Below are 20,784 nucleotides of genomic sequence, written 5' to 3'. Positions count from 1 at the left end.
GCGGGGCTGCTTTTTATTGCGACCGGTAAAACGAACGGGGACAAACCCCGTCTGACCGGGATTTGTCCCCGGTGGATGGTTTGACCGGTTTGGCAACAAGCGACTTACAGCAGGTCTTTGACGCCGTCGCGCTCTTCGAGCAATTCGTTCAGAGTGTTGTCCATGCGTTCGCGCGAGAAGGCGTCGATTTCAAGACCTTGAACGAGGGTGTATTCGCCGTTTTGTGTCGTGACGGGGAAGCCGTAAACAATGCCTTCGGGGATGCCATAGGAACCGTCGGAAGGAATACCCATGGTGACCCATTTGCCGTTCGAGCCCAGAACCCAGTCACGGATGTGGTCAATGGCCGCGTTGGCTGCGGATGCTGCTGATGACAGGCCGCGGGCTTCGATGATGGCGGCACCACGCTTGCCCACGGTGGGGATGAAGGTATCGCGGTTCCATGCGTCGTCGTTGATGACCTGGGCGAGTTTGTCGCCGTTGGCTGTGGCAAAACGGATATCGGGGTACATTGTGGGCGAGTGGTTGCCCCATACGATAAGGTTTTCAATATCAGCGACTTTTTTGCCCGATTTTGCTGCCAGTTGCGACAACGCACGGTTGTGGTCAAGGCGCAACATGGCGGTGAAGTTCTTGGCTGGCAGATCGGGGGCCGATTTCATGGCAATGTAGGCGTTGGTGTTGGCGGGGTTGCCGACAACCAGTACCTTGACGTTGCGGCTTGCAACGTCGTTCAGTGCTTTACCCTGAACCTTGAAGATTTCCGCGTTGACTTTCAGAAGGTCTTTGCGTTCCATGCCGGGGCCGCGCGGACGCGAACCTACCAGCAGTGCCACGTCGACATCTTTGAAGGCTTCGCGTGGGTCACTATGAGCGGTCATGCCCTGGAGCAGCGGGAAAGCGCAGTCATCCAGTTCCATCATGACGCCTTTAAGCGCCTTTTGAGCTTTTTCGTCAGGGATTTCAAGCAACTGAAGGATGACTGGCTGGTCTTTGCCCAGCATTTCGCCCGAGGCGATGCGGAACAGCAGGGCGTAACCAATTTGACCGGCAGCGCCGGTGACGGCGACACGCATGGCGGGTTTGGACATGAACAAATCTCCGGTGAGGGTGAAAAAGAAGACACTAAATCACGATTTTAATGGGTTTGAAGGTTAGAGGAAATTGCAGCGGTAGTCAAACATCTTATATCTTATATAAGACAGAAGAGTGTTAGACATTCGGCGCGAACCATGCGAGAATGTCGAGCGTTTTGTAAACCGGAATTCCTTCGCCTGTAATGTCCAGTGCTGCTGCCGATACGCCTGCTGAACCTGATCGTGCCGTTACCGGCGCGGCGTACAGCCCGTTGTATCAACAGATCAAAGGGCTGCTGCTGCAGAGTCTTGATCGTGGCGAATGGAAACCGGGTGAGGTCATTCCCAGCGAATTCGAACTGGCAGCGCGGTTTAATGTCAGTCAGGGTACGGTACGCAAGGCCATAGATGAGCTGGCCGCTGATAACTTGCTGATTCGCCGGCAGGGCAAGGGCACTTTTGTGGCTACCCACCACGAGGCGAAGGTTCGTTTCCGGTTTTTGCGTCTTGCGCCCGATGATGGTCATTCCACCGTGTCCAGCAGCCAGCTTATCGATTGCCGGCGTGTCAAGGCGCCCATCGACGTTGCGCGGTTGCTCGATCTTCCAGGGTCTGATGCGGTGGTCAATGTGCGTCGTCTGCTGTCGTTCGACAACGAGCCCACCATCCTTGATGACATTTGGCTGCCCGGCTCGGTGTTCAAGGGGCTGACCACAGAATCCCTGACCCGTTATAAAGGCCCGCTGTATGCCCTTTTCGAGTCAGAATATGGTGTCAGCATGGTCAGGGCTGAGGAAAAATCAAGGCGGTTGCCGCGACACCCTCCCAGGCAGAGTTGCTCAAAATCGACGCGGCCAGCCCTTTGCTGCAGGTCGAGCGGGTGTCGTTCACGTATGGTGATCGCCCCATGGAGTTGCGGCGCGGTTTGTATCTCACCAGTCGTTTTCATTACAGGAATTCATTGAACTAGGTTTTTTGACCTGATTTGATCCCTTTCGCCGAAATCGGCGAAAATACCGATAGCGTTTTGCAATTATTTGTTTGTTAACCTCGAGGCCATCATGTCCGATTCAGCTTCCAAGCCGCGTCCGCAGTTTCGCAATATCAGCGTTCCGCAGATCCTGAGCTACCGTCTTCCCTTGGCAGGGAAATCGTCAATTCTGCACCGCGTCAGTGGTGCATTGCTCTTTTGTGTCTTCCGCTCGTAATCGTGCCGTTGTTCGCACTTAGCGTAACGTCGCCTGAAACATATGCCTCAATTGCGGGCTGGGTTTCCAATCCGCTTTGCAAGCTGGTCTTGCTGGTTCTGGTCTGGGGTTATCTGCACCACTTCTGTGCGGGTATTCGTTACCTGATTCTTGATCTGCATATCGGTATGGATAAGGTTTCAGCCCAGAAAAGTGCAGGCCTGGTCTTCGGGGTAAGCCTCGCGCTCACGCTGGTTTTTGGTCTTAAATTGTTTGGGGTTTGGTAATGGCTATTCAAGAACGCGTTGGCACCAAGCGTATTGTCGTTGGTGCGCATTACGGCACTTTCGATTTCATCGTTCAGCGCTGTACCGCCGTCATTATGGCGATCTACACCCTGGTTTTGTTTTTCGGTGTGCTGTTCACATCGGGCATGAGCTTTGAAGGCTGGCAAAACCTCTTCACATTCCGTATCGGTGTCGTGCCCGTTGGTCAGTTGTTGGCCACCCTGGCGTTCTTCTCGCTGGCCTGGCACGCCTGGATCGGTGTGCGTGACATCTGGATGGACTACGTCAAGCCGGCAGGCATTCGTTTGCTCCTGCAAGTACTGACCGTGCTGTGGCTTGTTGGTTCAATTGTTTATTTCGCTAAAGTTCTCTGGAGTTTATAAGCCGTGGCTGCTGTCAAAAATTCCTTACCTCGCCGCAAGTTTGACGTTGTGGTCGTAGGCGCCGGCGGTGCCGGCATGCGTTGCTCTCTGCAACTGGCGCAGGCGGGCTTGTCGGTTGCCGTCCTGTCAAAAGTGTTCCCAACCCGTTCGCACACTGTGGCCGCTCAAGGTGGCGTCAGTGCTGCATTGGGTAACATGAGCGAAGATAACTGGTACTGGCACATGTACGATACCGTCAAGGGTTCCGACTGGCTCGGTGACCAGGACGCTATCGAATTCATGTGCCGCGAGGCACCGGCCGCCGTATACGAGCTTGAACACTTCGGCATGCCATTCGACCGTAACCCTGACGGTACTATTTATCAGCGTCCGTTCGGCGGTCATACGGCCAATTTCGGTGAAAAACCCGTTCAGCGAGCCTGTGCGGCCGCAGACCGTACCGGTCACGCCATGCTGCACACGCTTTACCAGCGTAACGTTGCCTCGCGCACACAGTTCTTTGTCGAGTGGATGGCGCTCGACCTGTTGCGCAACGATGACGGCGACGTAGTTGGCGTTACAGCACTCGAAATGGAAACGGGTGAGATCTACATCTTCGAAGCCAAGACCACGGTGCTGGCTACCGGTGGTGCAGGTCGTATCTGGGCTGCCTCAACCAATGCGTTTATCAATACCGGCGATGGTCTGGGTATGGCTGCGCGTGCAGGCATTGCCTTGCAAGACATGGAGTTCTGGCAGTTCCACCCCACCGGTGTTGCCGGTGCCGGCGTTCTGATCACCGAAGGTGTTCGTGGCGAAGGTGGTATCTTGCTGAACAAAGACGGCGAACGCTTTATGGAGCGTTACGCGCCTACACTCAAAGACCTGGCCCCCGCGACTTCGTTTCGCGCTCGATGGACCAGGAAATCAAGGAAGGCCGCGGTTGCGGTCCCAATGGCGATCACGTGCTGCTCAAGCTTGACCACCTGGGCGCCGACGTCATCAACAAGCGTTTGCCGTCCATTCGTGAAATTGCGATCAAGTTTGGTAACGTTGACCCCATCAAAGAGCCCATTCCCGTTGTGCCCACCATTCACTACCAGATGGGCGGTATTCCGGCAAACTACCATGGTCAGGTCGTTGACTTCAAAAACGGCGAGACCAAGGTCGTCAATGGCCTGTACGCCATCGGTGAATGTGCTGCGGTATCGGTGCACGGTGCCAATCGTCTGGGTACGAACTCGCTGCTCGACCTTATCGTTTTCGGGCGCGCTGCTGGCAAGCACATCGTCGATCAAAACCTCGATCGTCAGACATCGCATCAGCCTTTGCCCCAAGAGTCGCTCGATTATTCGCTCGACCGTGTCAACAAACTCGAAAGCCGTACATCGGGTGTCAAGGCGCAAGAAGTGGGTAATGCCATTCGTACCGCCATGCAGACACACTGCGGTGTATTCCGTACACTCGAATTGTTGAACAAAGGTGTTGATGCTATCGATAGCCTGACGCCTCAAGTCGACGAAATCTACTTCAAAGACAAGTCAAAGGTGTTCAATACGGCCCGTATCGAAGCGCTTGAATTGTCCAACATGATTGAAGTTGCGCGTGCAACCATCAAATCGGCGGCAAACCGTACCGAAAGCCGTGGTGCTCACGCTCTCGATGACCACCCCGAGCGCGACGATGAAAACTGGTTGCGCCACACACTCTGGTATTCAGAAGGCGGCCGTCTCGACTATAAACCGGTTCAAATGAAACCGTTGACAGTCGACAGCTTCCCACCCAAAGCACGGACCTTCTAAGCAGGAACTGAAATGAGCCAAAAACGTATCGTCAAGTTTGAAATCTACCGCTACGATCCTGACAAGGACGAGCGTCCGTACATGCAGAAGCTTGAAGTCGAGCTTCAGCCAACTGACAAAATGTTGCTTGATGCGCTGGTTCGCATCAAAAACGATGTGGATGACAGCCTTGCCATCCGTCGTTCGTGCCGTGAAGGTGTGTGTGGCTCTGATGCCATGAACATTAACGGCAAGAATGGCCTGGCATGTACCACCAACCTGCGCGAGTTGTCCCAGCCTATCGTGCTGCGTCCACTTCCAGGTCTGCCGGTAGTTCGCGACCTGATCGTCGACATGACCCAGTTCTTTAATCAGTATCACTCGGTCAAGCCGTTCCTTATTAACGATACGCCGCCGCCCGAACGCGAGCGTTTGCAGTCGCCTGAAGCCCGCGAAGAAATCGATGGCCTCTACGAATGCATCCTGTGTGCGTGCTGTTCGACGTCTTGCCCCTCGTTCTGGTGGAACCCCGACAAGTTTGTCGGTCCGGCCGGCTTGTTGCAGGCCTATCGCTTCATCGCCGACTCACGCGATCAGGCAACGACCGAACGTCTCGACAATCTCGAAGACCCTTATCGCCTGTTCCGTTGCCATACCATCATGAACTGTACGGATGTCTGTCCTAAAGGACTGAATCCGTCCATGGCTATCGGCAAAATCAAAGAACTGCTGGTTCGGCGCAGTATTTAAGTGCCATGAGCACACTCACCGAACTTGAGCGAGCCCGCCTGCGTTGGCGGGCTCGCCGTGGTCTGTTGGAAAATGATCTGATCATCACCAATTTTCTGGATCATTACGAAACCCAACTTACCGATACTGATGTTGTTGCCCTTACGCAACTTTTTGAAATGGGCGACAACGAATTGCTCGATGTTTTGTTGGGCCGGAAAGGTCTGGAAGGGGTGTACGATACGCCCCAGATCCAGCGCCTGGTCGAACAGATGCGGGCGCTGTAAATTTTTGAGGATAAAAGATGCAACTGTCAGATAAAAAAGCAACGCTATCGTTCTCGGACGGCAGCGCATCGGTAGAATTTCCGGTGTACAAGGGTTCCATTGGCCCTGACGTCATCGATATTCGTAAACTGTATGGTCAAACCGGCATGTTCACGTATGACCCGGGCTTCCTGTCCACGGCTTCGTGCGAATCGGGCATTACCTACATTGATGGCGACAAAGGGCAGTTGCTCTACCGCGGGTATCCTATTGACCAGTTGGCCCAGAACAACGACTTCCTTGATGTCTGCTACCTGATCCTGAACGGTGAATTGCCCAATGCCCAGGAAAAGGCAAAATTTGACAACGAAGTCACCAACCACACGATGGTGCATGAGCAGCTGGCCACGTTTATCAGTGGTTTCAGCCGTGACGCGCACCCGATGGCCATGTTGACAGCAGCAGTAGGTGCGTTGTCTGCGTTCTACCACGATGCTACCGACATCACCAATGCCGAACATCGTCGCTTGTCGGCCATTCGTCTCATTGCGAAAATGCCGACACTGGTGGCAATGGTTTACAAATACTCGCTGGGTCAGCCGTATATCTATCCGCGTAACGACTTGTCGTACACGGGTAATTTCATGCGCATGATGTTCGCTAACCCTTGCGAAGACTACAAGGTCAATGACGTCGTTGAACGTGCGCTTGACCGTATCTTTATCTTGCACGCAGATCACGAGCAGAACGCGTCGACATCCACTGTTCGTTTGTGCGGTTCGTCAGGTACCAACCCGTTTGCTGCCATTTCGGCAGGTATTGCCTGCCTGTGGGGTCCTGCACACGGTGGCGCGAATGAGGCTTGTCTGCAGATGCTTGAAAGCATTCAGGCGAACGGCGGTGTGGCCAAAGTTGGCGAGTTCATGGAACAGGTCAAAGACAAGACATCGGGCGTACGCCTGATGGGTTTTGGTCACCGCGTTTACAAGAATTATGACCCTCGCGCCAAGCTGATGCAGGAAACCTGCAAAGAAGTTCTGTCTGCACTGGGTCTTGAAAATGATCCGCTGTTCAAGCTGGCCATGGAACTCGAGCGTATTGCGCTTGAAGACCAGTATTTTGTTGATCGTAAACTGTACCCGAACGTTGACTTCTACTCGGGTATCGTTCAGCGTGCCATTGGCATCCCGACACCGTTGTTCACCGGTATTTTTGCATTGGCCCGTACGGTTGGCTGGATTTCGCAGTGGGACGAAATGATTTCCGACCCTGAATACAAGATCGGTCGTCCGCGTCAGTTGTACACAGGTTCTGTGGTTCGCGACGTCAAGGCGTAAATGGTGGTTTGTGTTCCGCACGCCTTGAGCTCTTGGGTTCGAGGCGTTGCGGCAAGTTGCCTTCGGGCGGGTGAGAAGGTGCAGGAATGCTGTTAAAGTTACTTGCTGCACACTATGTAGTTCAACATCATGCCCGTCAGCTTCAAAACAAAAAGCCCGCTTGAAAAGCGGGCTTTTTGTTTTGGCGACGCAAAAAATCAGGCCAAAATGGAAACGTGACAGAAGTTTTTGTGTGTTGCCGTAGCCTGAAAAAAATGGAACTGACAACCTTCTTTCGGTTAGCGTCGCGGCCTTCGCCGCGCGCCAACCTGTGGGGTTTGCCAGCCCCACAAAGTCCTTACGGGTTACGGGTTCATGGCCTTTTGCTGTGCTTCCTGCTGCGCATCAACCACAGCCAGTGCAGTCATGTTGACGATACGGCGTACCGTTGCTGATGTGGTCAGGATGTGCACCGGGCGGGCGGCACCCAGCAAGACCGGGCCCAGCGATACCCCGTTACTGCCCGTCATTTTGAGCATGTTGTAGGTGATATTGCCGGTATCAAGGTTTGGCATGATCAGCAGGTTTGCCGGCCCTTTCAACCGTGAATCAGGGTAGGCGCGCAAGCGGATTTTTTCTGACAATGCAGCGTCGGCATGCATCTCGCCTTCGACCTCGAGCTGCGGTGCACGTTCGTTCAACAGTTCACGTGCAAGCGCCATTTTGCGCGATGACTCGGTAACCCGGCTGCCAAAGTTTGAGTGGGAAAGCAGAGCGACTTTAGGGACCACGCCAAAACGCAAGATTTCGTCAGCAGCCTGAATCGTCATTTCGGCAATTTCTTCAGCACTGGGGTTTTCATTGACGTGCGTATCGCAAATAAACAGGGTCTGGTCGGGCAGCATGAGTACATTCATGGCTGCGTAGGTTTTAACCCCTTCTTTCAGGCCAATGACTTCATCCACATACTTGAGCTGGTTATCGAACTTGCTGGCAATGCCACAAATGAGGGCGTCGGCATCGCCACGCTGCAGCAGCATGGCGCCGATCAGCGTGTTGTGTTTGCGTACCATTGCCTTGGCAATTTCGGGAGTGACGCCGTTACGACCCTGAAGCTTGTAATAGCCGTTCCAGGTTTCGTTGAAGCGTTCGTCGTCTTCCGGATTGACCAATTCGATATTCTGACCGGGTACCAGGCGCAGACCGAACTTCTGGATGCGCATGTTGATGACAGCCGGACGTCCGATAAGAATCGGCTTGGCGATATTTTCATCAACGACGGTTTGGACGGCACGAAGGACGCGTTCGTCTTCGCCATCGGCATAAATGACCCGTTTGGGCGCGCTTTTTGCCTGAAGGAACAAAGGCCGCATGAGCTGGCCCGTGTGATAAACCAGCCCCATCAGACGCTGGCGATAGGCTTCGATATCTTCAATGGGACGGGTGGCTACGCCCGACGCAACGGCCGCTTCGGCGACTGCCGGAGCGATCTTGATGATCAGGCGTGGATCGAACGGTTTAGGAATAATGTAATCGGGGCCGAATGACAAATCTTGTCCGGCATAGGCCATGGCGACTTCGTCGTTTTGTTCGGCTTCGGCCAGTTCGGCAATCGCCTTGACGCAGGCCAGTTTCATTTCTTCGTTGATGACCGTTGCGCCGACGTCCATGGCACCCCGGAAAATGAACGGGAAGCACAGGACATTGTTGACCTGATTCGGATAGTCGGAACGGCCAGTTGCAATGATGCAGTCGGGGCGAGCGGCTTTCGCGACTTCCGGACGGATTTCGGGTTCGGGGTTGGCCAGGGCCAGAATAAGAGGCTTGTCAGCCATGCTCTTGACCATGTCGGCAGTCAGTACGCCGGGCGCCGAGCAACCCAGGAAAACGTCAGCACCTTTACAGACATCAGCCAGCGTCCGTGCGTCGGTTTTTTGTGCGTATTCGGCTTTGGTGGGTTCCATGTTGGCATCACGGCCTTCCCAGATAACGCCGCGAGAATCAACAACAAAAATGTTCTTGCGCGGGATGCCCAGGCTGACGAGCAGGTTCAGGCAGGCGATGGCCGCGGCGCCGGCACCCGAACACACCAGCTTGACCTCGTCGAGTTTCTTGCCTACAACTTTCAGGCCGTTCAGGATGGCCGCTGATGAAATAATGGCGGTGCCGTGCTGGTCGTCGTGGAAAACCGGAATCTTCATGCGCTCACGCAGCTTCTTCTCGATGTAGAAGCACTCGGGCGCCTTGATATCTTCAAGATTGATCCCGCCCAGGGTCGGTTCCAGCGCGGCGATGATGTCAACCAGCTTGTCGGGGTCGAGCTCGTTCAGTTCGATATCGAACACGTCGATACCGGCAAATTTCTTGAACAGGCAGCCTTTGCCTTCCATGACAGGTTTGGCGGCCAGGGGCCGATATTACCCAAACCCAGTACAGCGGTGCCGTTGGTGATCACGCCAACAAGATTTGAACGCGATGTGTACTTGGCGGCAGCATCCTCACCCCTTCGTAGATCGCCATGCTGGCCACGGCTACGCCGGGCGAATATGCCAGAGACAAGTCATCTTGATTGGCCAGTGTTTTTGTTGGTGTTACCGAGATTTTCCCCGGGGTGGGGAAGGCATGGTAATCGAGGGCCATTTTTGAGAGGTCCGCCTTGGCGTCCATAAGGTACTGCTCCTGAGAGTTATGCAAAGAAAGTAAACGTAGAAAATACACTATTCGTCGCAGATCTGCACCCCGGGACACCGGTTTTTGGCCATGTGTCAGTAAAAATCAACGTCGGGATTTCAAAAGCCGGGGGTTTCAGTTGCGCCCGTTACATTCCCATTTGTTTGTGGTTATACTAACTTCAATACGGCTACCCAAGGCGTCGTACTGTTGCCTTCTGCCCCCGCTATCCGCTAACCGGTCTGGCCGTGTCGCGGAAGGTGTTCCCCTGCATCAAACGAGTGAAGCACTCGGTAAGGTGAAGCGAATATATGTCCTCACAGAACGAATCATTATCTAATTCATATCTTTTCGGCAGCAATGCGCCTTACGTAGAAGAACTCTACGAATCCTATCTCGATAATCCCGGCTCCGTCACCGACGAGTGGCGCTCGTACTTCGATCAGTTGCAGCATCTGCCAGCCACTGATGGCAAAGAAGTCACCCGCGACCAGGCCCATGCACCCATCATTCAGTCTTTTGCAGAGCGTGCCAAAAACAACGCCTTCGTAGGTGTTCGCGTTCAGCAGCCTGATCTCACTGTGGCCAGCAAGCAGGTATCGGTGCAATCACTCATTGCAGCCTACCGTACGCTCGGTTCCCGTTTTGCAGAGCTCGATCCGCTCAAGCGTCACGATCGTCCTGTCATCCCCGAACTTGATCCTGCTTTTTATGGCCTGACCGAATCTGATCTTGATCAGGTTTATTCGGCAACCAATACCTATTTCACCAAGTCCGAGACCATGACGCTGCGCGACATGCTCAAGGCGCTGCGTGACACTTACTGCCGCAACATCGGTGCCGAATTCATGCACATGTCCGATCCAGCGGCTAAACGCTGGATCCAGGAACGCCTCGAATCGTTGTCCGGTGTTCCCGGTTACTCGGCCGACCGCAAGCGCCATATTTTGCGTCAGGTCACTGAAGCCGAAGGCCTCGAGCGTTTCCTGCACACCAAATACGTGGGTCAGAAGCGCTTCTCGCTTGAAGGTGGTGAAAGTTTCATTGCCGCCATGGACGAAGTCGTCAATCATGCCGGTGAAAATGGCGTCCAGGAAATCGTTGTGGGTATGGCCCACCGTGGCCGTCTGAACATGCTGGTCAACATCATGGGCAAAATGCCCGGCGACCTTTTCGCTGAATTTGAAGGCAAGTACGCCCAGAACCTCACCGACGGTGACGTTAAATACCACAACGGTTTTTCAAGCGATCTGTCGACCCGTGGTGGCCCGGTTCACCTGTCGCTGGCGTTCAACCCGTCCCACCTCGAAATCGTCAATCCTGTGGTCGAGGGCAGCGTTCGCGCCCGTCAAGACCGCCGTGGCGATAAAGAAGGTTCGCAAGTCCTGCCGGTTCTGGTTCACGGTGACGCTGCATTTGCCGGCCAGGGTGTCGTCATGGAAACCCTCAACATGGCACAAACCCGTGGCTATGGTACGGGCGGTACGCTTCACATCGTCATCAACAACCAGATCGGTTTTACAACATCTGACCCGCGCGATTCTCGCTCAACGTTGTACTGTACCGACGTCGTCAAGATGATCGAGGCACCGGTATTCCACGTCAATGGCGATGACCCCGAAGCGGTTGTTTATGTAACCCAGCTTGCTCTCGATTATCGTCGCGAATTCAAACACGACGTGGTTGTTGATATTGTCTGTTTCCGTAAACTGGGCCACAACGAGCAAGACACGCCGGCGCTTACCCAGCCTCTGATGTACAAGCGCATTGGTCAGCACCCCGGTACACGCAAGATGTATGCCGACAAGCTGGTCGCTCAGGGCGTTCTGGCTGAAAACGAGCCCGATGATATGGTCAAAGAGTATCGTCAGCTCATGGAAGACGGCCAGAAAACCGTTGAGCCTGTACTGACCGACTACAAGAACAAGTACGCGACCGACTGGAGCCCGTTCCTTAACGCCAAATGGACAGACCACGCCGACACCGGTGTGCCATTGGCTGAACTGACCCGCATCGGTGAACGTATTACCCAGGTGCCTGAAGGCTTTACCGTTCATCCCCTGGTCAACAAGTTGCTGACTGACCGTCTGAAAATGGCTCGTGGCGAACAGCCGCTCGACTGGGGCATGGGGGAACACCTGGCGTTTGCCACACTGGTTTCTTCGGGTTACACCATTCGCATCACCGGGCAAGATGCCGGTCGCGGTACGTTTACGCATCGCCATGCCGTATTGCACGACCAGAAGCGCGAGCGCTGGGACGATGGTACGTATATTCCCTTGCAGAACGTCTCCGATACCCAGGCACCCTTTACCGTTATTGATTCGGTCTTGTCGGAAGAGGCTGTTCTTGGTTTCGAATATGGCTACGCTTCGGCTGAACCTAACACCCTGACCATTTGGGAAGCCCAGTTCGGCGACTTCGTCAACGGCGCCCAGGTTGTTATCGATCAGTTCATTTCGTCGGGCGAGGCCAAGTGGGGTCGCCAGTGCGGCCTGACCATGATGTTGCCGCACGGCTATGAAGGTCAGGGTCCCGAGCACTCCTCAGCCCGTATTGAACGTTTCCTGCAACTGTGCGCCGACAACAACATCCAGGCCGTTCAGCCGACTAACGCTTCGCAAATTTTCCATTTGCTGCGTCGTCAGATGATTCGTCCGTTCCGCAAGCCCTTGGTCATCTTCACGCCCAAGTCGCTGCTGCGCAACAAAGACGCAACATCGCCGTTGTCCGATCTGGCCACCGGTACGTTCTTGCCCGTCATCGGCGAAACCAATGCCGATATCGATCCGGCTAACGTCAAGCGCGTTCTGGTCTGCTCCGGCAAGGTTTACTACGACCTCGCCAACGCCCGTACCGAACGTAACCGCAACGATGTTGCCATTGTGCGTATCGAACAGCTTTACCCGTTTGCTCACAAGGCGTTCCAGGCTGAACTTCAAAAGTACACCAACGCCAAAGAAATCATTTGGGTACAAGACGAGCCGCAAAATCAGGGCCCTGGTTCTATGTCCAGCACCACCTCTACGAAAACATGGTCGAAGGCCAGCGTCTGGGTTATGCCGGCCGTCCTGCATCGGCATCGCCTGCAGTAGGTTATCTGGCCAAGCACCAAGAACAGCAGAAAGCGCTCATCGAGCAGGCTTTCGCCGACAAGTTCAAGGGCGTCTCGCAGTCGTCCAAATAATGAATACTCATCATCACGGAAACTATTTACTATGGCTATCACAGACGTACTCGTACCGCAGCTCTCAGAATCTATTTCCGAGGCAACGCTGCTTAACTGGAAAAAGCAGCCCGGCGAGGCAGTCCAGGCAGACGAGATTCTGATCGAAGTGGAAACCGACAAGGTCGTACTTGAAGTGCCCGCTCCGGCTTCTGGCGTTTTGGCTGAAATCGTCAAGGCTGACGGCAGCACCGTTGGCTCCGGCGAAGTGCTTGCCCGTATCGACACAGAAGGCAAAGCTGCCGCTGCCGCGCCGGTTGCTGCCCCCGCTGCAGAAGCACCCGCCGCTGCTCCCGCAGCCGCTGCCTCTGCGGCTTCGGCTGTTGCATCGCCCGCTGCCAGCAAGATTCTGGCCGAAAAAGGCATTGATGCGGCTAACGTAGAAGGCACTGGCCGTGGCGGCCGCGTCACCAAGGGTGATGCCCTGTCGGCGCAGTCTGCGCCTGCCAAGAAGCCTGCCGCTGCACCTGCACCGGTCAGCCTGTCACTCGATGGGCGCCCAGAGCAGCGCGTCCCCATGAGCCGTTTGCGTGCTCGTGTGGCCGAGCGTTTGTTGCAATCCCAATCTGAAAACGCCATCCTCACCACGTTCAACGAAGTCAATATGCAGGGTATTCTCGATATCCGTGCTCGTTACAAAGATCAGTTCGAAAAAGAGCACGGCGTCAAGCTGGGCTTCACTTCGTTCTTCGTCAAGGCTGCCGTTGCCGCACTCAAGAAATACCCCGTTGTCAACGCCTCGGTTGATGGCAAAGACATCATTTATCACGGTTACTTTGACATCGGTATCGCTGTCGGTAGCCCGCGTGGTCTGGTGGTACCCATTCTGCGCAACGCCGATCAGCTCAGCATTGCCGAGATCGAAAAACAAATCGCTGATTTCGGTGCCCGTGCCCGCGACGGCAAGCTCAGCCTCGACGAACTTACCGGTGGTACGTTCTCGATCTCGAACGGTGGTGTGTTCGGGTCCATGCTGTCCACGCCGATCATCAACCCGCCCCAGTCGGCCATTTTGGGTATCCATGCCACCAAAGAGCGTCCCGTCGTCGAAAACGGCCAGATCGTCATTCGCCCCATGAATTATCTGGCGTTGTCCTACGATCACCGTATCATCGATGGCCGTGAAGCAGTGTTGTCGCTGGTTGCCATGAAAGAGGCGCTTGAAGATCCTCAGCGTCTGTTGCTCGACGTTTAAGGTCGTGTTTGTCGGGCCCCAGGCGGGTTCGTGCGCCTTTTGCGCACGGGCTTGCTCCGGGCCCTTTTCTATTACCGGTTTTGCGCGGGCCAGGCCCCGGAACCTGAATAATCACTGGATACATAATGGCTAAAAATTTTGATGTTGTCGTGATCGGGGCAGGCCCCGGCGGATATATCGCTGCAATTCGTGCGGCGCAACTGGGTATGTCTGTGGCGTGTATCGATGCGGCTACCAATGCCGATGGCAAGCCTGCGCCAGGTGGTACCTGCACCAACGTCGGCTGCATTCCGTCCAAGGCCTTGCTGCAATCGTCTGAGCACTTCGAGCAGGTGAACCATCATTTTGCCGAGCACGGCATCGAAGTCAAAGGTGTCAGCCTCAAGCTCGACACGCTCATTGGTCGTAAAGATTCTGTCGTCAAGCAAAACAATGAAGGTATTCTGTACTTGTTCAAGAAGAACAAGATAACCTTCTTCCACGGTACGGGTTCGTTTGCAGCTCACGTTGACGGCGGCTGGTCCATCAAGGTTTCGGGTCAGTCCGAAGAAGACCTGGTGGCCAAGCATGTTGTCATCGCCACGGGTTCGGCACCACGCCAGTTGCCTGGCCTTGACTTCGACGAAAAGCAAATTCTTTCCAACGATGGGGCATTGCGTATCCCTGCCGTACCCAAAAACTGGGTGTCATCGGTGCAGGGGTTATCGGTCTGGAACTGGGTAGCGTCTGGCGTCGTCTGGGTGCCGAAGTTACTGTCCTCGAGGCGGCACCCGAGTTCCTGGCCGTTTGCGATCAGCAGGTCGCCAAGGAAGCACTGAAAGTGTTTACCAAGCAGGGTCTGAATATCCAGACCAGCGTGAAAATCGGTGAAGTGAAAACATCGGCCAAGTCGGTCACCGTGCCTTACACCGATGCTTCCGGTGCAGAACAGTCCCTGTCGGTTGACCATCTCATCGTGTCGATTGGTCGTGTGCCTCACACCAGTGGCCTGGGTGCAGATACCGTTGGCCTGAAAGTCGACGAGCGAGGTTTTGTTGTGGTCGATGATGACTGCCGCACCAACTTGCCCAATGTCTGGGCTGTAGGTGACGTGGTACGTGGCCCGATGCTGGCCCACAAAGCTGAAGAAGAAGGCGTTGCTGTGGCCGAGCGCATTGCAGGCCAGCACGGTCATGTCAACTTTGGCACGATCCCCAGCGTTATCTACACATCACCTGAAATCGCCTGGGTGGGGAAGTCCGAGCAACAACTCAAAACCGAAGGAGTGGCCTACCGTGCCGGTAGCTTCCCTTCCTGGCGAATGGCCGTGCACGTGCCTTGGGTGATACGACAGGTTTCGTTAAAATTTTGGCTGATGCCAAAACCGATGAAGTCCTGGGTGTGCATATCATCGGCCCCAGTGCTTCCGAACTGATTGCTGAAGCGGTAACCATCATGGAGTTCCGTGGCGCTGCCGAAGACATCGCCCGTATCTGCCATGCGCATCCCACCTTGTCCGAGTCAGTGAAAGAAGCGGCATTGGCCGTTGATAAACGCTCGCTTAACTTCTGATCGTCTTGTTGTATTTCACAACAGCTGATCGCTAATGCAAAAAGGGGCTTGTTTGCCCTTTTTGCATTCAAACATCATGAACGTAAAAGAATATTATCACCACGCATTGGCTGAACGCGGGTATGCGCCGGACGTGGCTCAATTGGCTGCAATCGACCGGTTACAGCAGTTTTATGACGACTGGGTCGTCTACAAACAGGCTCGTTCCAGCACATTGAAAAAGTTGTTTCGACGCCCCGATATCCCTCGCGGGGTTTACCTCTGGGGTGGGGTTGGACGCGGCAAGAGTTTCCTGATGGATGCGTTTTACGCTACTGTTCCCTTGAAGCGTAAGGGGCGACTGCATTTCCATGAGTTCATGCGAGGGGTGCATCACCAGCTTGACGAAGTCAAGGGGCAGCAAGACCCACTGGACGAAGTCGCGCGTCGTATCGCCAAGCGGTATCGTTTGATCTGTTTTGACGAATTTCATGTGTCTGACGTTGCCGACGCCATGATCTTGTACCGGTTGCTGTTCCGCCTGTTTGAGCTGGGGACATCGTTTGTGATGACCTCGAATTACGAGCCATCAACCTTGTACCCCGACGGCCTGCATCGAGATCGCATCCTGCCCGCCATCAAGCTGATTCAGGAGCGTATGGATGTCCTGAACGTTGATACGGGTACAGATTACCGTCGTCGTGCGCTTGAGCAGGTCAGGGTTTACCTGTCACCCCTGACTTCAGACACCCGTGCCGAACTGCAGCATGCGTTCGAAAGCCTGTCAGATACGGCGCCGATGAAACCGGTGCTGACGGTAGAAAACCGTGAATTGAAGGCCGTGGCACTCAGCGGTAGCGTGGTCTGGTTTGACTTTGCCACCTTATGTGGTGGGCCGCGGTCACAGAATGATTACCTCGATCTGGCCAGTCGTTTCCAGACCGTGATTTTGTCTGAAGTGCCCCGGATGACGGTGCGTCAGGCGTCCGAGGCGCGCCGGTTTACATGGCTGGTTGACGTATTCTACGATCATAAAGTTAAACTGGTCATTTCCGCCGAATGTGAACCCGAAGGGTTGTACACCGAAGGGCCAATGGCAAATGAATTTCACCGGACGGTATCGCGGTTGCTTGAAATGCAGTCACGCGAATACCTCGAATCTGAGCGCCGAGTGGCGGCAACCCTGTAATTACTGAAACTGATGCAAAACACCAAAATCCGGGTCCTTACGGGGATCACGACAACCGGTACGCCGCACCTTGGCAATTATGCCGGTGCCATTCGTCCCGCTATTGAAGCCAGCCGGCAGCCCAATGTCGATGCATATTTTTTCATGGCCGACTATCATGCCCTGATCAAGTGTGAAGACCCGGCTCGTGTCGCGCGGTCACGGCTTGAAATTGCCGCCACCTGGTTGGCCGGTGGTCTGGACCATGATAACGTCACGTTCTACCGTCAGTCTGACATTCCTGAAATCCCGGAATTATGCTGGTTGCTGACCTGCGTGACGCCCAAAGGGTTGATGAATCGCGCCCATGCCTACAAGGCCTCGGTTGACCAGAATCTTGCGCGTGAGGTTGACCCCGATGACGGCGTTACGATGGGTCTGTTTTCCTACCCTGTACTCATGGCCGCTGACATTCTGATGTTCAACGCGAACAAGGTGCCGGTGGGTCGCGATCAGGTGCAGCATCTTGAAATGGCGCGTGACATTGCCCAGCGTTTCAACCATTTGTATGGTCAGGGACGTGAATACTTCGTGTTGCCCGAGGTCCAGATTGATGACGATGTGGCAACCCTGCCCGGGCTTGACGGTCGTAAAATGTCCAAGAGCTACAACAATACCATCCCCTTGTTTGAAGGCGGCAGCAAGGCCATGCGTCAGGCGGTCATGCGTATTGTCACTGATTCGCGCCAGCCGGGTGAACCTAAAGATCCCGACAGTGCCCACGTCTATGCGTTGTATCGGGCCTTTGCCGGTGCAGATCAAACGGCGTCATTCCGTGCTGCGCTGGAAGGCGGCCTGGGCTGGGGTGAGGCTAAAGAAGCGTTGTTTGTTTTACTCGACGGTATTGTTGCCCCGATGCGTGATCGCTACGAGTCCCTGATGGCCAACCCCGGCAAATTGAAGACATTTTGCAGGCGGGGGCAACCAAGGCGCGCAAGCAGTCGGCCGAGCTGATGTCAGCCCTGCGCGAGGCCGTAGGCCTGCGGCAGCCTCAGGCCAGCACCGCCAAGCCGGCCAGTGCCAAGTCAAAGTCTGGCAAGGCGGCACGTCTGGTCAGTTTCCGCGAGGCCGATCGTTTCCATTTCCGTTTGCTGGCAGCCGATGGCACTGAATTGCTGTTTTCCGAAGGCTTCGAAAACCCCAAAGTTGCGGGCCAAATGATGGCGGCACTGAGGCAACAGCCGCTTGATCAGCTGGTGACGCTGGACGGTGACCAGGCCCTTGTGCACGTGAACGGTCAGCGGGTCTGCACGTTTGCGCAAGAAAAAATGGCCCCGGTATCCGAGGCCATTGCATCCTTGCAGCAAGACTGATTCACTCCGGTTTTTTCCGGTTAAGTCTGCTCAACCGGAAAAAGCCGATCTACGCCTGGTTCGCTGAATCGCAGGTCTGACATTGTTAGTGTCCCGACACGGTAACCGGACTTCAGCCCGTTGCTCTGGTTTATTTCTTGAGTTTTGCAAATGCAGCCGCCATTGCACCCAGACCCTCCTGGGTGGTGGCGGCTTTTTCACGCCGGCCTCCTCCGCTGTTGCCGCGGGTATTTCCCGAGGCTGCTGAAGGACCGCGTGTTGCACCCGCCTCGTTACGCTGTGCAGGACCCGAGTCATCGCTCAGCCGCATGGTCAGGGCAATGCGCTTGCGCGCCACATCCACTTCCTGAACCTTGACTTTCACGGTTTGCCCGACACGGACAACGTCGCGCGGATCTTTGACAAACCGTTCGGCCAGAGCCGAAATGTGGACCAGACCATCCTGGTGCACGCCAATGTCTACGAAGGCACCAAAGTTGGCCACGTTGGTCACGACACCTTCCAGAATCATGCCTTGGGCCAGATCATTGATGGTGTTTACGCCTTCCTTGAACTGTGCGGTCTTGAACTCCGGACGAGGGTCGCGTCCGGGTTTTTCGATTTCCGAAAAAATGTCCTTGACGGTCGGGACCCCAAACTTTTCGTCAGTGAATTCGGCGGGGGACAGCCCGGTCAATGCACCCTGACGGCCCATGACCTCTTTGGCCTGTGCGTTGATTTTTTCAGGATCCGTTCGACGACGGGGTAGGCTTCGGGGTGAACCGCCGAGGCATCCAACGGGTTATCGCCGTTGGCGATACGCAGGAAGCCGGCAGCCTGCTCGAACGCCTTGTCGCCAAAGCGGGGTACTTTCATCAATTGCTTGCGGTTGGGGAAAGCGCCATTTTCGTCACGCCAGGTCACAATATTGCGCGCCAGTGTTGCGTTCAGGCCGGAGACGCGACTGAGCAATGGGGCCGAGGCGGTGTTGACATCAACACCGACAGCGTTCACGCAGTCTTCAATCACGGCATCCAGTGATCGGGCCAGCTCACGCTGGTTTACATCGTGCTGATATTGGCCGACGCCAATGGCTTTGGGTTCGATCTTGACCAGTTCGGCCAGAGGGTCTTGCAGGCGGCGGGCAATTGAAACGGCGCCACGCAGACTGACGTCCAGGTCGGGGAACTCAAGCGCGGCCAGTTCCGATGCTGAATATACCGAGGCGCCAGCTTCGGAAACGACCACACGTTTTGCGTTAATGTCGGCGAACTTTGCGCTCATGTCGGCGGCAAGTTTTTCGGTTTCACGGGATGCCGTGCCATTACCGATGGCGATCAATTCAACCTGATGCTTCAGGGCCAGCGCGGCCAGTGTATTGATTGAGCCTTCGTAATCACGCCGCGGCTCGAACGGGTAAATCGTGCTGGTGGCCAGCAGTTTGCCGGTAGGATCGATGACGGCAACTTTCACGCCGGTTCGAATGCCAGGGTCCAGACCCATGACGGTCTTGGGGCCGGCGGGTGCGGCCAGCAACAGGTCTTTCAGGTTGGCGGCAAAGACGCGAATCGCCTCTTGCTCGGCATGCTCGCGCAGACGGTTCACCAGTTCGGTTTCAAAAGCCGTCAGCAGTTTCACCCGCCAGGTCCAGCGACATACTTCGCCCAGCCACTTGGCACGGGGTGAGGCATTGGCGTCAAAACGTGCGCCTATCGACAGAAACGCGGCAACTCGACTGACGCAAGGATGAGGCGTTTGTTCTTCCAGTTCAGGTGCCAGACCGAGGCGAAGATCAAGAACACCTTGCTGACGACCTCGTAGTAACGCCAGGATCCGGTGCGAGGGCAGGGTGCGCAGCGGTTCGTGAAAGTCAAACCAGTCACGAAAGTTGGCGCCTTCGGTTTCCTTGCCGTCAATGACTTTGGCATACAACAGGCCGGTTTGCCATAGATGACCGCGCAGATCGGCCAGCAAGTCGGCGTTCTCGGCGTAGCGCTCAGCCAGAATGTCGCGTGCGCCGTCCAGGGCGGCTTTGGTGTCTGCAACGCCGGCATCGGCATTGAGGTATGCGATGGCCAGCATGGCTGGATCGGCGTTGACATCGTTCAGGATGGCGTCGGCCAGTGGCTCAAGGCCGGCTTCACGGGCAATCTGTGCACGCGTGCGGCGTTTGGGCTTGTACGGTGCATACAGATCTTCCAGGCGTTGCTTGGTGGTGGCGGCCAGCAATTCGGCTGAAAGTTCGGGCGTCAGCTTGCCTTGCTGCTCAATGGATTCAAATACGGCCGCTCGTCGGTCTTCCAGTTCGCGCACATACACCAGCCGCACTTCCAGATTGCGCAGGATGGTATCGTCCAGACCGCCGGTGACCTCTTTGCGATAACGTGCGATAAAGGGCACGGTGGCGCCACTGTCCAGAAGTTCGACAGTGGCCGCGACTTGCGCTGGTCGAACGCCCAGTTCTTCGGCCAGCAGGGCAATAATGCGTTCGGGAGAATTGTTCAGTATCGCGGGCGATGCCGCGGCAGTAGAAGCAGTCATGAGTCAGTCGCTTTCAGTCACATCAACAAGCGGGCCATTTTGCCACATTCAGGCCGGTGAGGACCCGGGGGCGGTTATCATTTCGTTTTGATTGATTT

9 protein-coding genes and 8 pseudogenes are annotated in these 20,784 nt (G+C 55.3%); 13 read left to right on the top strand and 4 right to left on the bottom strand.

Going from position 1 to position 20,784, the window contains the following annotated elements:
• Positions 1-104: 104 nt before the first annotated feature.
• Positions 105-1,091, bottom strand: coding sequence for a malate dehydrogenase (locus N7E01_RS01700; protein ID WP_289174325.1), 987 nt, complete (start codon positions 1,089-1,091; stop codon positions 105-107).
• A 188-nt stretch (positions 1,092-1,279) separates the two neighbouring features.
• Here N7E01_RS01700 and N7E01_RS01695 point away from each other — a divergent pair.
• From N7E01_RS01695 to gltA, 8 genes and pseudogenes are all read left to right on the top strand, one after another.
• A pseudogene (locus N7E01_RS01695) lies at positions 1,280-2,046 on the top strand (GntR family transcriptional regulator).
• A 91-nt stretch (positions 2,047-2,137) separates the two neighbouring features.
• A pseudogene (gene sdhC / locus N7E01_RS01690) lies at positions 2,138-2,550 on the top strand (succinate dehydrogenase, cytochrome b556 subunit).
• Positions 2,550-2,933 carry a succinate dehydrogenase, hydrophobic membrane anchor protein gene (gene sdhD / locus N7E01_RS01685; RefSeq protein ID WP_289174323.1) on the top strand — a complete coding sequence of 128 codons (384 nt, stop codon included), beginning with the start codon at positions 2,550-2,552 and terminating at the stop codon, positions 2,931-2,933. The pseudogene sdhC and the gene sdhD overlap by 1 nt, the downstream one beginning before the upstream one ends.
• Before the next feature lie 75 nt (positions 2,934-3,008).
• Positions 3,009-4,099 (top strand): annotated as a pseudogene (locus N7E01_RS18225) (FAD-binding protein); the annotation flags it as partial.
• A 246-nt stretch (positions 4,100-4,345) separates the two neighbouring features.
• The gene (locus tag N7E01_RS18220; RefSeq protein ID WP_350494990.1) at positions 4,346-4,714 is read left to right on the top strand and encodes a hypothetical protein; all 369 of its coding nucleotides are present in this window, start codon (positions 4,346-4,348) and stop codon (positions 4,712-4,714) included.
• Positions 4,715-4,726: 12 nt separating this feature from the next.
• Positions 4,727-5,443 (top strand): succinate dehydrogenase iron-sulfur subunit, encoded by a 717-nt coding sequence (locus N7E01_RS01675; RefSeq protein WP_289174321.1) that lies wholly within the window; start codon positions 4,727-4,729, stop codon positions 5,441-5,443.
• Positions 5,444-5,448: 5 nt separating this feature from the next.
• On the top strand, positions 5,449-5,709 hold the full coding sequence (locus N7E01_RS01670; protein ID WP_289174319.1) for an FAD assembly factor SdhE: 261 nt from the start codon (positions 5,449-5,451) through the stop codon (positions 5,707-5,709).
• A 17-nt stretch (positions 5,710-5,726) separates the two neighbouring features.
• Complete coding sequence (gene gltA, locus N7E01_RS01665; protein ID WP_289174317.1) at positions 5,727-7,025, top strand: citrate synthase; 1,299 nt, start codon at positions 5,727-5,729, stop codon at positions 7,023-7,025.
• A gap of 344 nt (positions 7,026-7,369) precedes the next feature.
• Here gltA and N7E01_RS01660 read toward each other — a convergent pair.
• Positions 7,370-9,671: pseudogene (locus tag N7E01_RS01660) on the bottom strand (NADP-dependent malic enzyme).
• Positions 9,672-9,985: 314 nt separating this feature from the next.
• Here N7E01_RS01660 and N7E01_RS01655 point away from each other — a divergent pair.
• From N7E01_RS01655 to N7E01_RS01635, 5 genes and pseudogenes are all read left to right on the top strand, one after another.
• Positions 9,986-12,762, top strand: a pseudogene (locus tag N7E01_RS01655) (2-oxoglutarate dehydrogenase E1 component); the annotation flags it as partial.
• Positions 12,763-12,892: 130 nt separating this feature from the next.
• Entirely contained in the window at positions 12,893-14,095 is a 1,203-nt protein-coding gene (odhB, locus tag N7E01_RS01650) for a 2-oxoglutarate dehydrogenase complex dihydrolipoyllysine-residue succinyltransferase (protein WP_289174315.1), read from the top strand.
• A 125-nt stretch (positions 14,096-14,220) separates the two neighbouring features.
• A pseudogene (gene lpdA, locus N7E01_RS01645) lies at positions 14,221-15,646 on the top strand (dihydrolipoyl dehydrogenase).
• Between the two features lie 76 nt (positions 15,647-15,722).
• The gene (gene zapE / locus N7E01_RS01640) at positions 15,723-16,814 is read left to right on the top strand and encodes a cell division protein ZapE (protein ID WP_289174312.1); all 1,092 of its coding nucleotides are present in this window, start codon (positions 15,723-15,725) and stop codon (positions 16,812-16,814) included.
• A gap of 12 nt (positions 16,815-16,826) precedes the next feature.
• Positions 16,827-18,166: pseudogene (locus N7E01_RS01635) on the top strand (tryptophan--tRNA ligase).
• 130 nt (positions 18,167-18,296) lie between these two features.
• Here the strand turns inward: N7E01_RS01635 and N7E01_RS01630 are convergent.
• Together N7E01_RS01630 and N7E01_RS01625 are read right to left on the bottom strand one after the other, a co-directional pair.
• Positions 18,297-18,677, bottom strand: coding sequence for a S1 RNA-binding domain-containing protein (locus N7E01_RS01630; RefSeq protein ID WP_289175706.1), 381 nt, complete (start codon positions 18,675-18,677; stop codon positions 18,297-18,299).
• Between the two features lie 123 nt (positions 18,678-18,800).
• Positions 18,801-20,686: pseudogene (locus N7E01_RS01625) on the bottom strand (Tex family protein); the annotation flags it as partial.
• Positions 20,687-20,784: the final 98 nt, after the last annotated feature.

Source organism: Neopusillimonas aromaticivorans, assembly GCF_030344915.1.
Lineage (GTDB): Bacteria > Pseudomonadota > Gammaproteobacteria > Burkholderiales > Burkholderiaceae_B > Neopusillimonas > Neopusillimonas aromaticivorans.
This window is presented reverse-complemented; position numbering and strand designations above follow the sequence as displayed.

Bases quoted from the DNA above. Each gene is read 5' to 3' on its own strand.
- N7E01_RS01700 (WP_289174325.1), bottom strand. From the start codon at position 1,091: ATGTCCAAACCCGCCATGCGTGTCGCCGTCACCGGCGCTGCCGGTCAA.
- sdhD (WP_289174323.1), top strand. From the start codon at position 2,550: ATGGCTATTCAAGAACGCGTTGGCACCAAGCGTATTGTCGTTGGTGCG.
- N7E01_RS18220 (WP_350494990.1), top strand. From the start codon at position 4,346: ATGCAGACACACTGCGGTGTATTCCGTACACTCGAATTGTTGAACAAA.
- N7E01_RS01675 (WP_289174321.1), top strand. From the start codon at position 4,727: ATGAGCCAAAAACGTATCGTCAAGTTTGAAATCTACCGCTACGATCCT.
- N7E01_RS01670 (WP_289174319.1), top strand. From the start codon at position 5,449: ATGAGCACACTCACCGAACTTGAGCGAGCCCGCCTGCGTTGGCGGGCT.
- gltA (WP_289174317.1), top strand. From the start codon at position 5,727: ATGCAACTGTCAGATAAAAAAGCAACGCTATCGTTCTCGGACGGCAGC.
- odhB (WP_289174315.1), top strand. From the start codon at position 12,893: ATGGCTATCACAGACGTACTCGTACCGCAGCTCTCAGAATCTATTTCC.
- zapE (WP_289174312.1), top strand. From the start codon at position 15,723: ATGAACGTAAAAGAATATTATCACCACGCATTGGCTGAACGCGGGTAT.
- N7E01_RS01630 (WP_289175706.1), bottom strand. From the start codon at position 18,677: ATGATTCTGGAAGGTGTCGTGACCAACGTGGCCAACTTTGGTGCCTTC.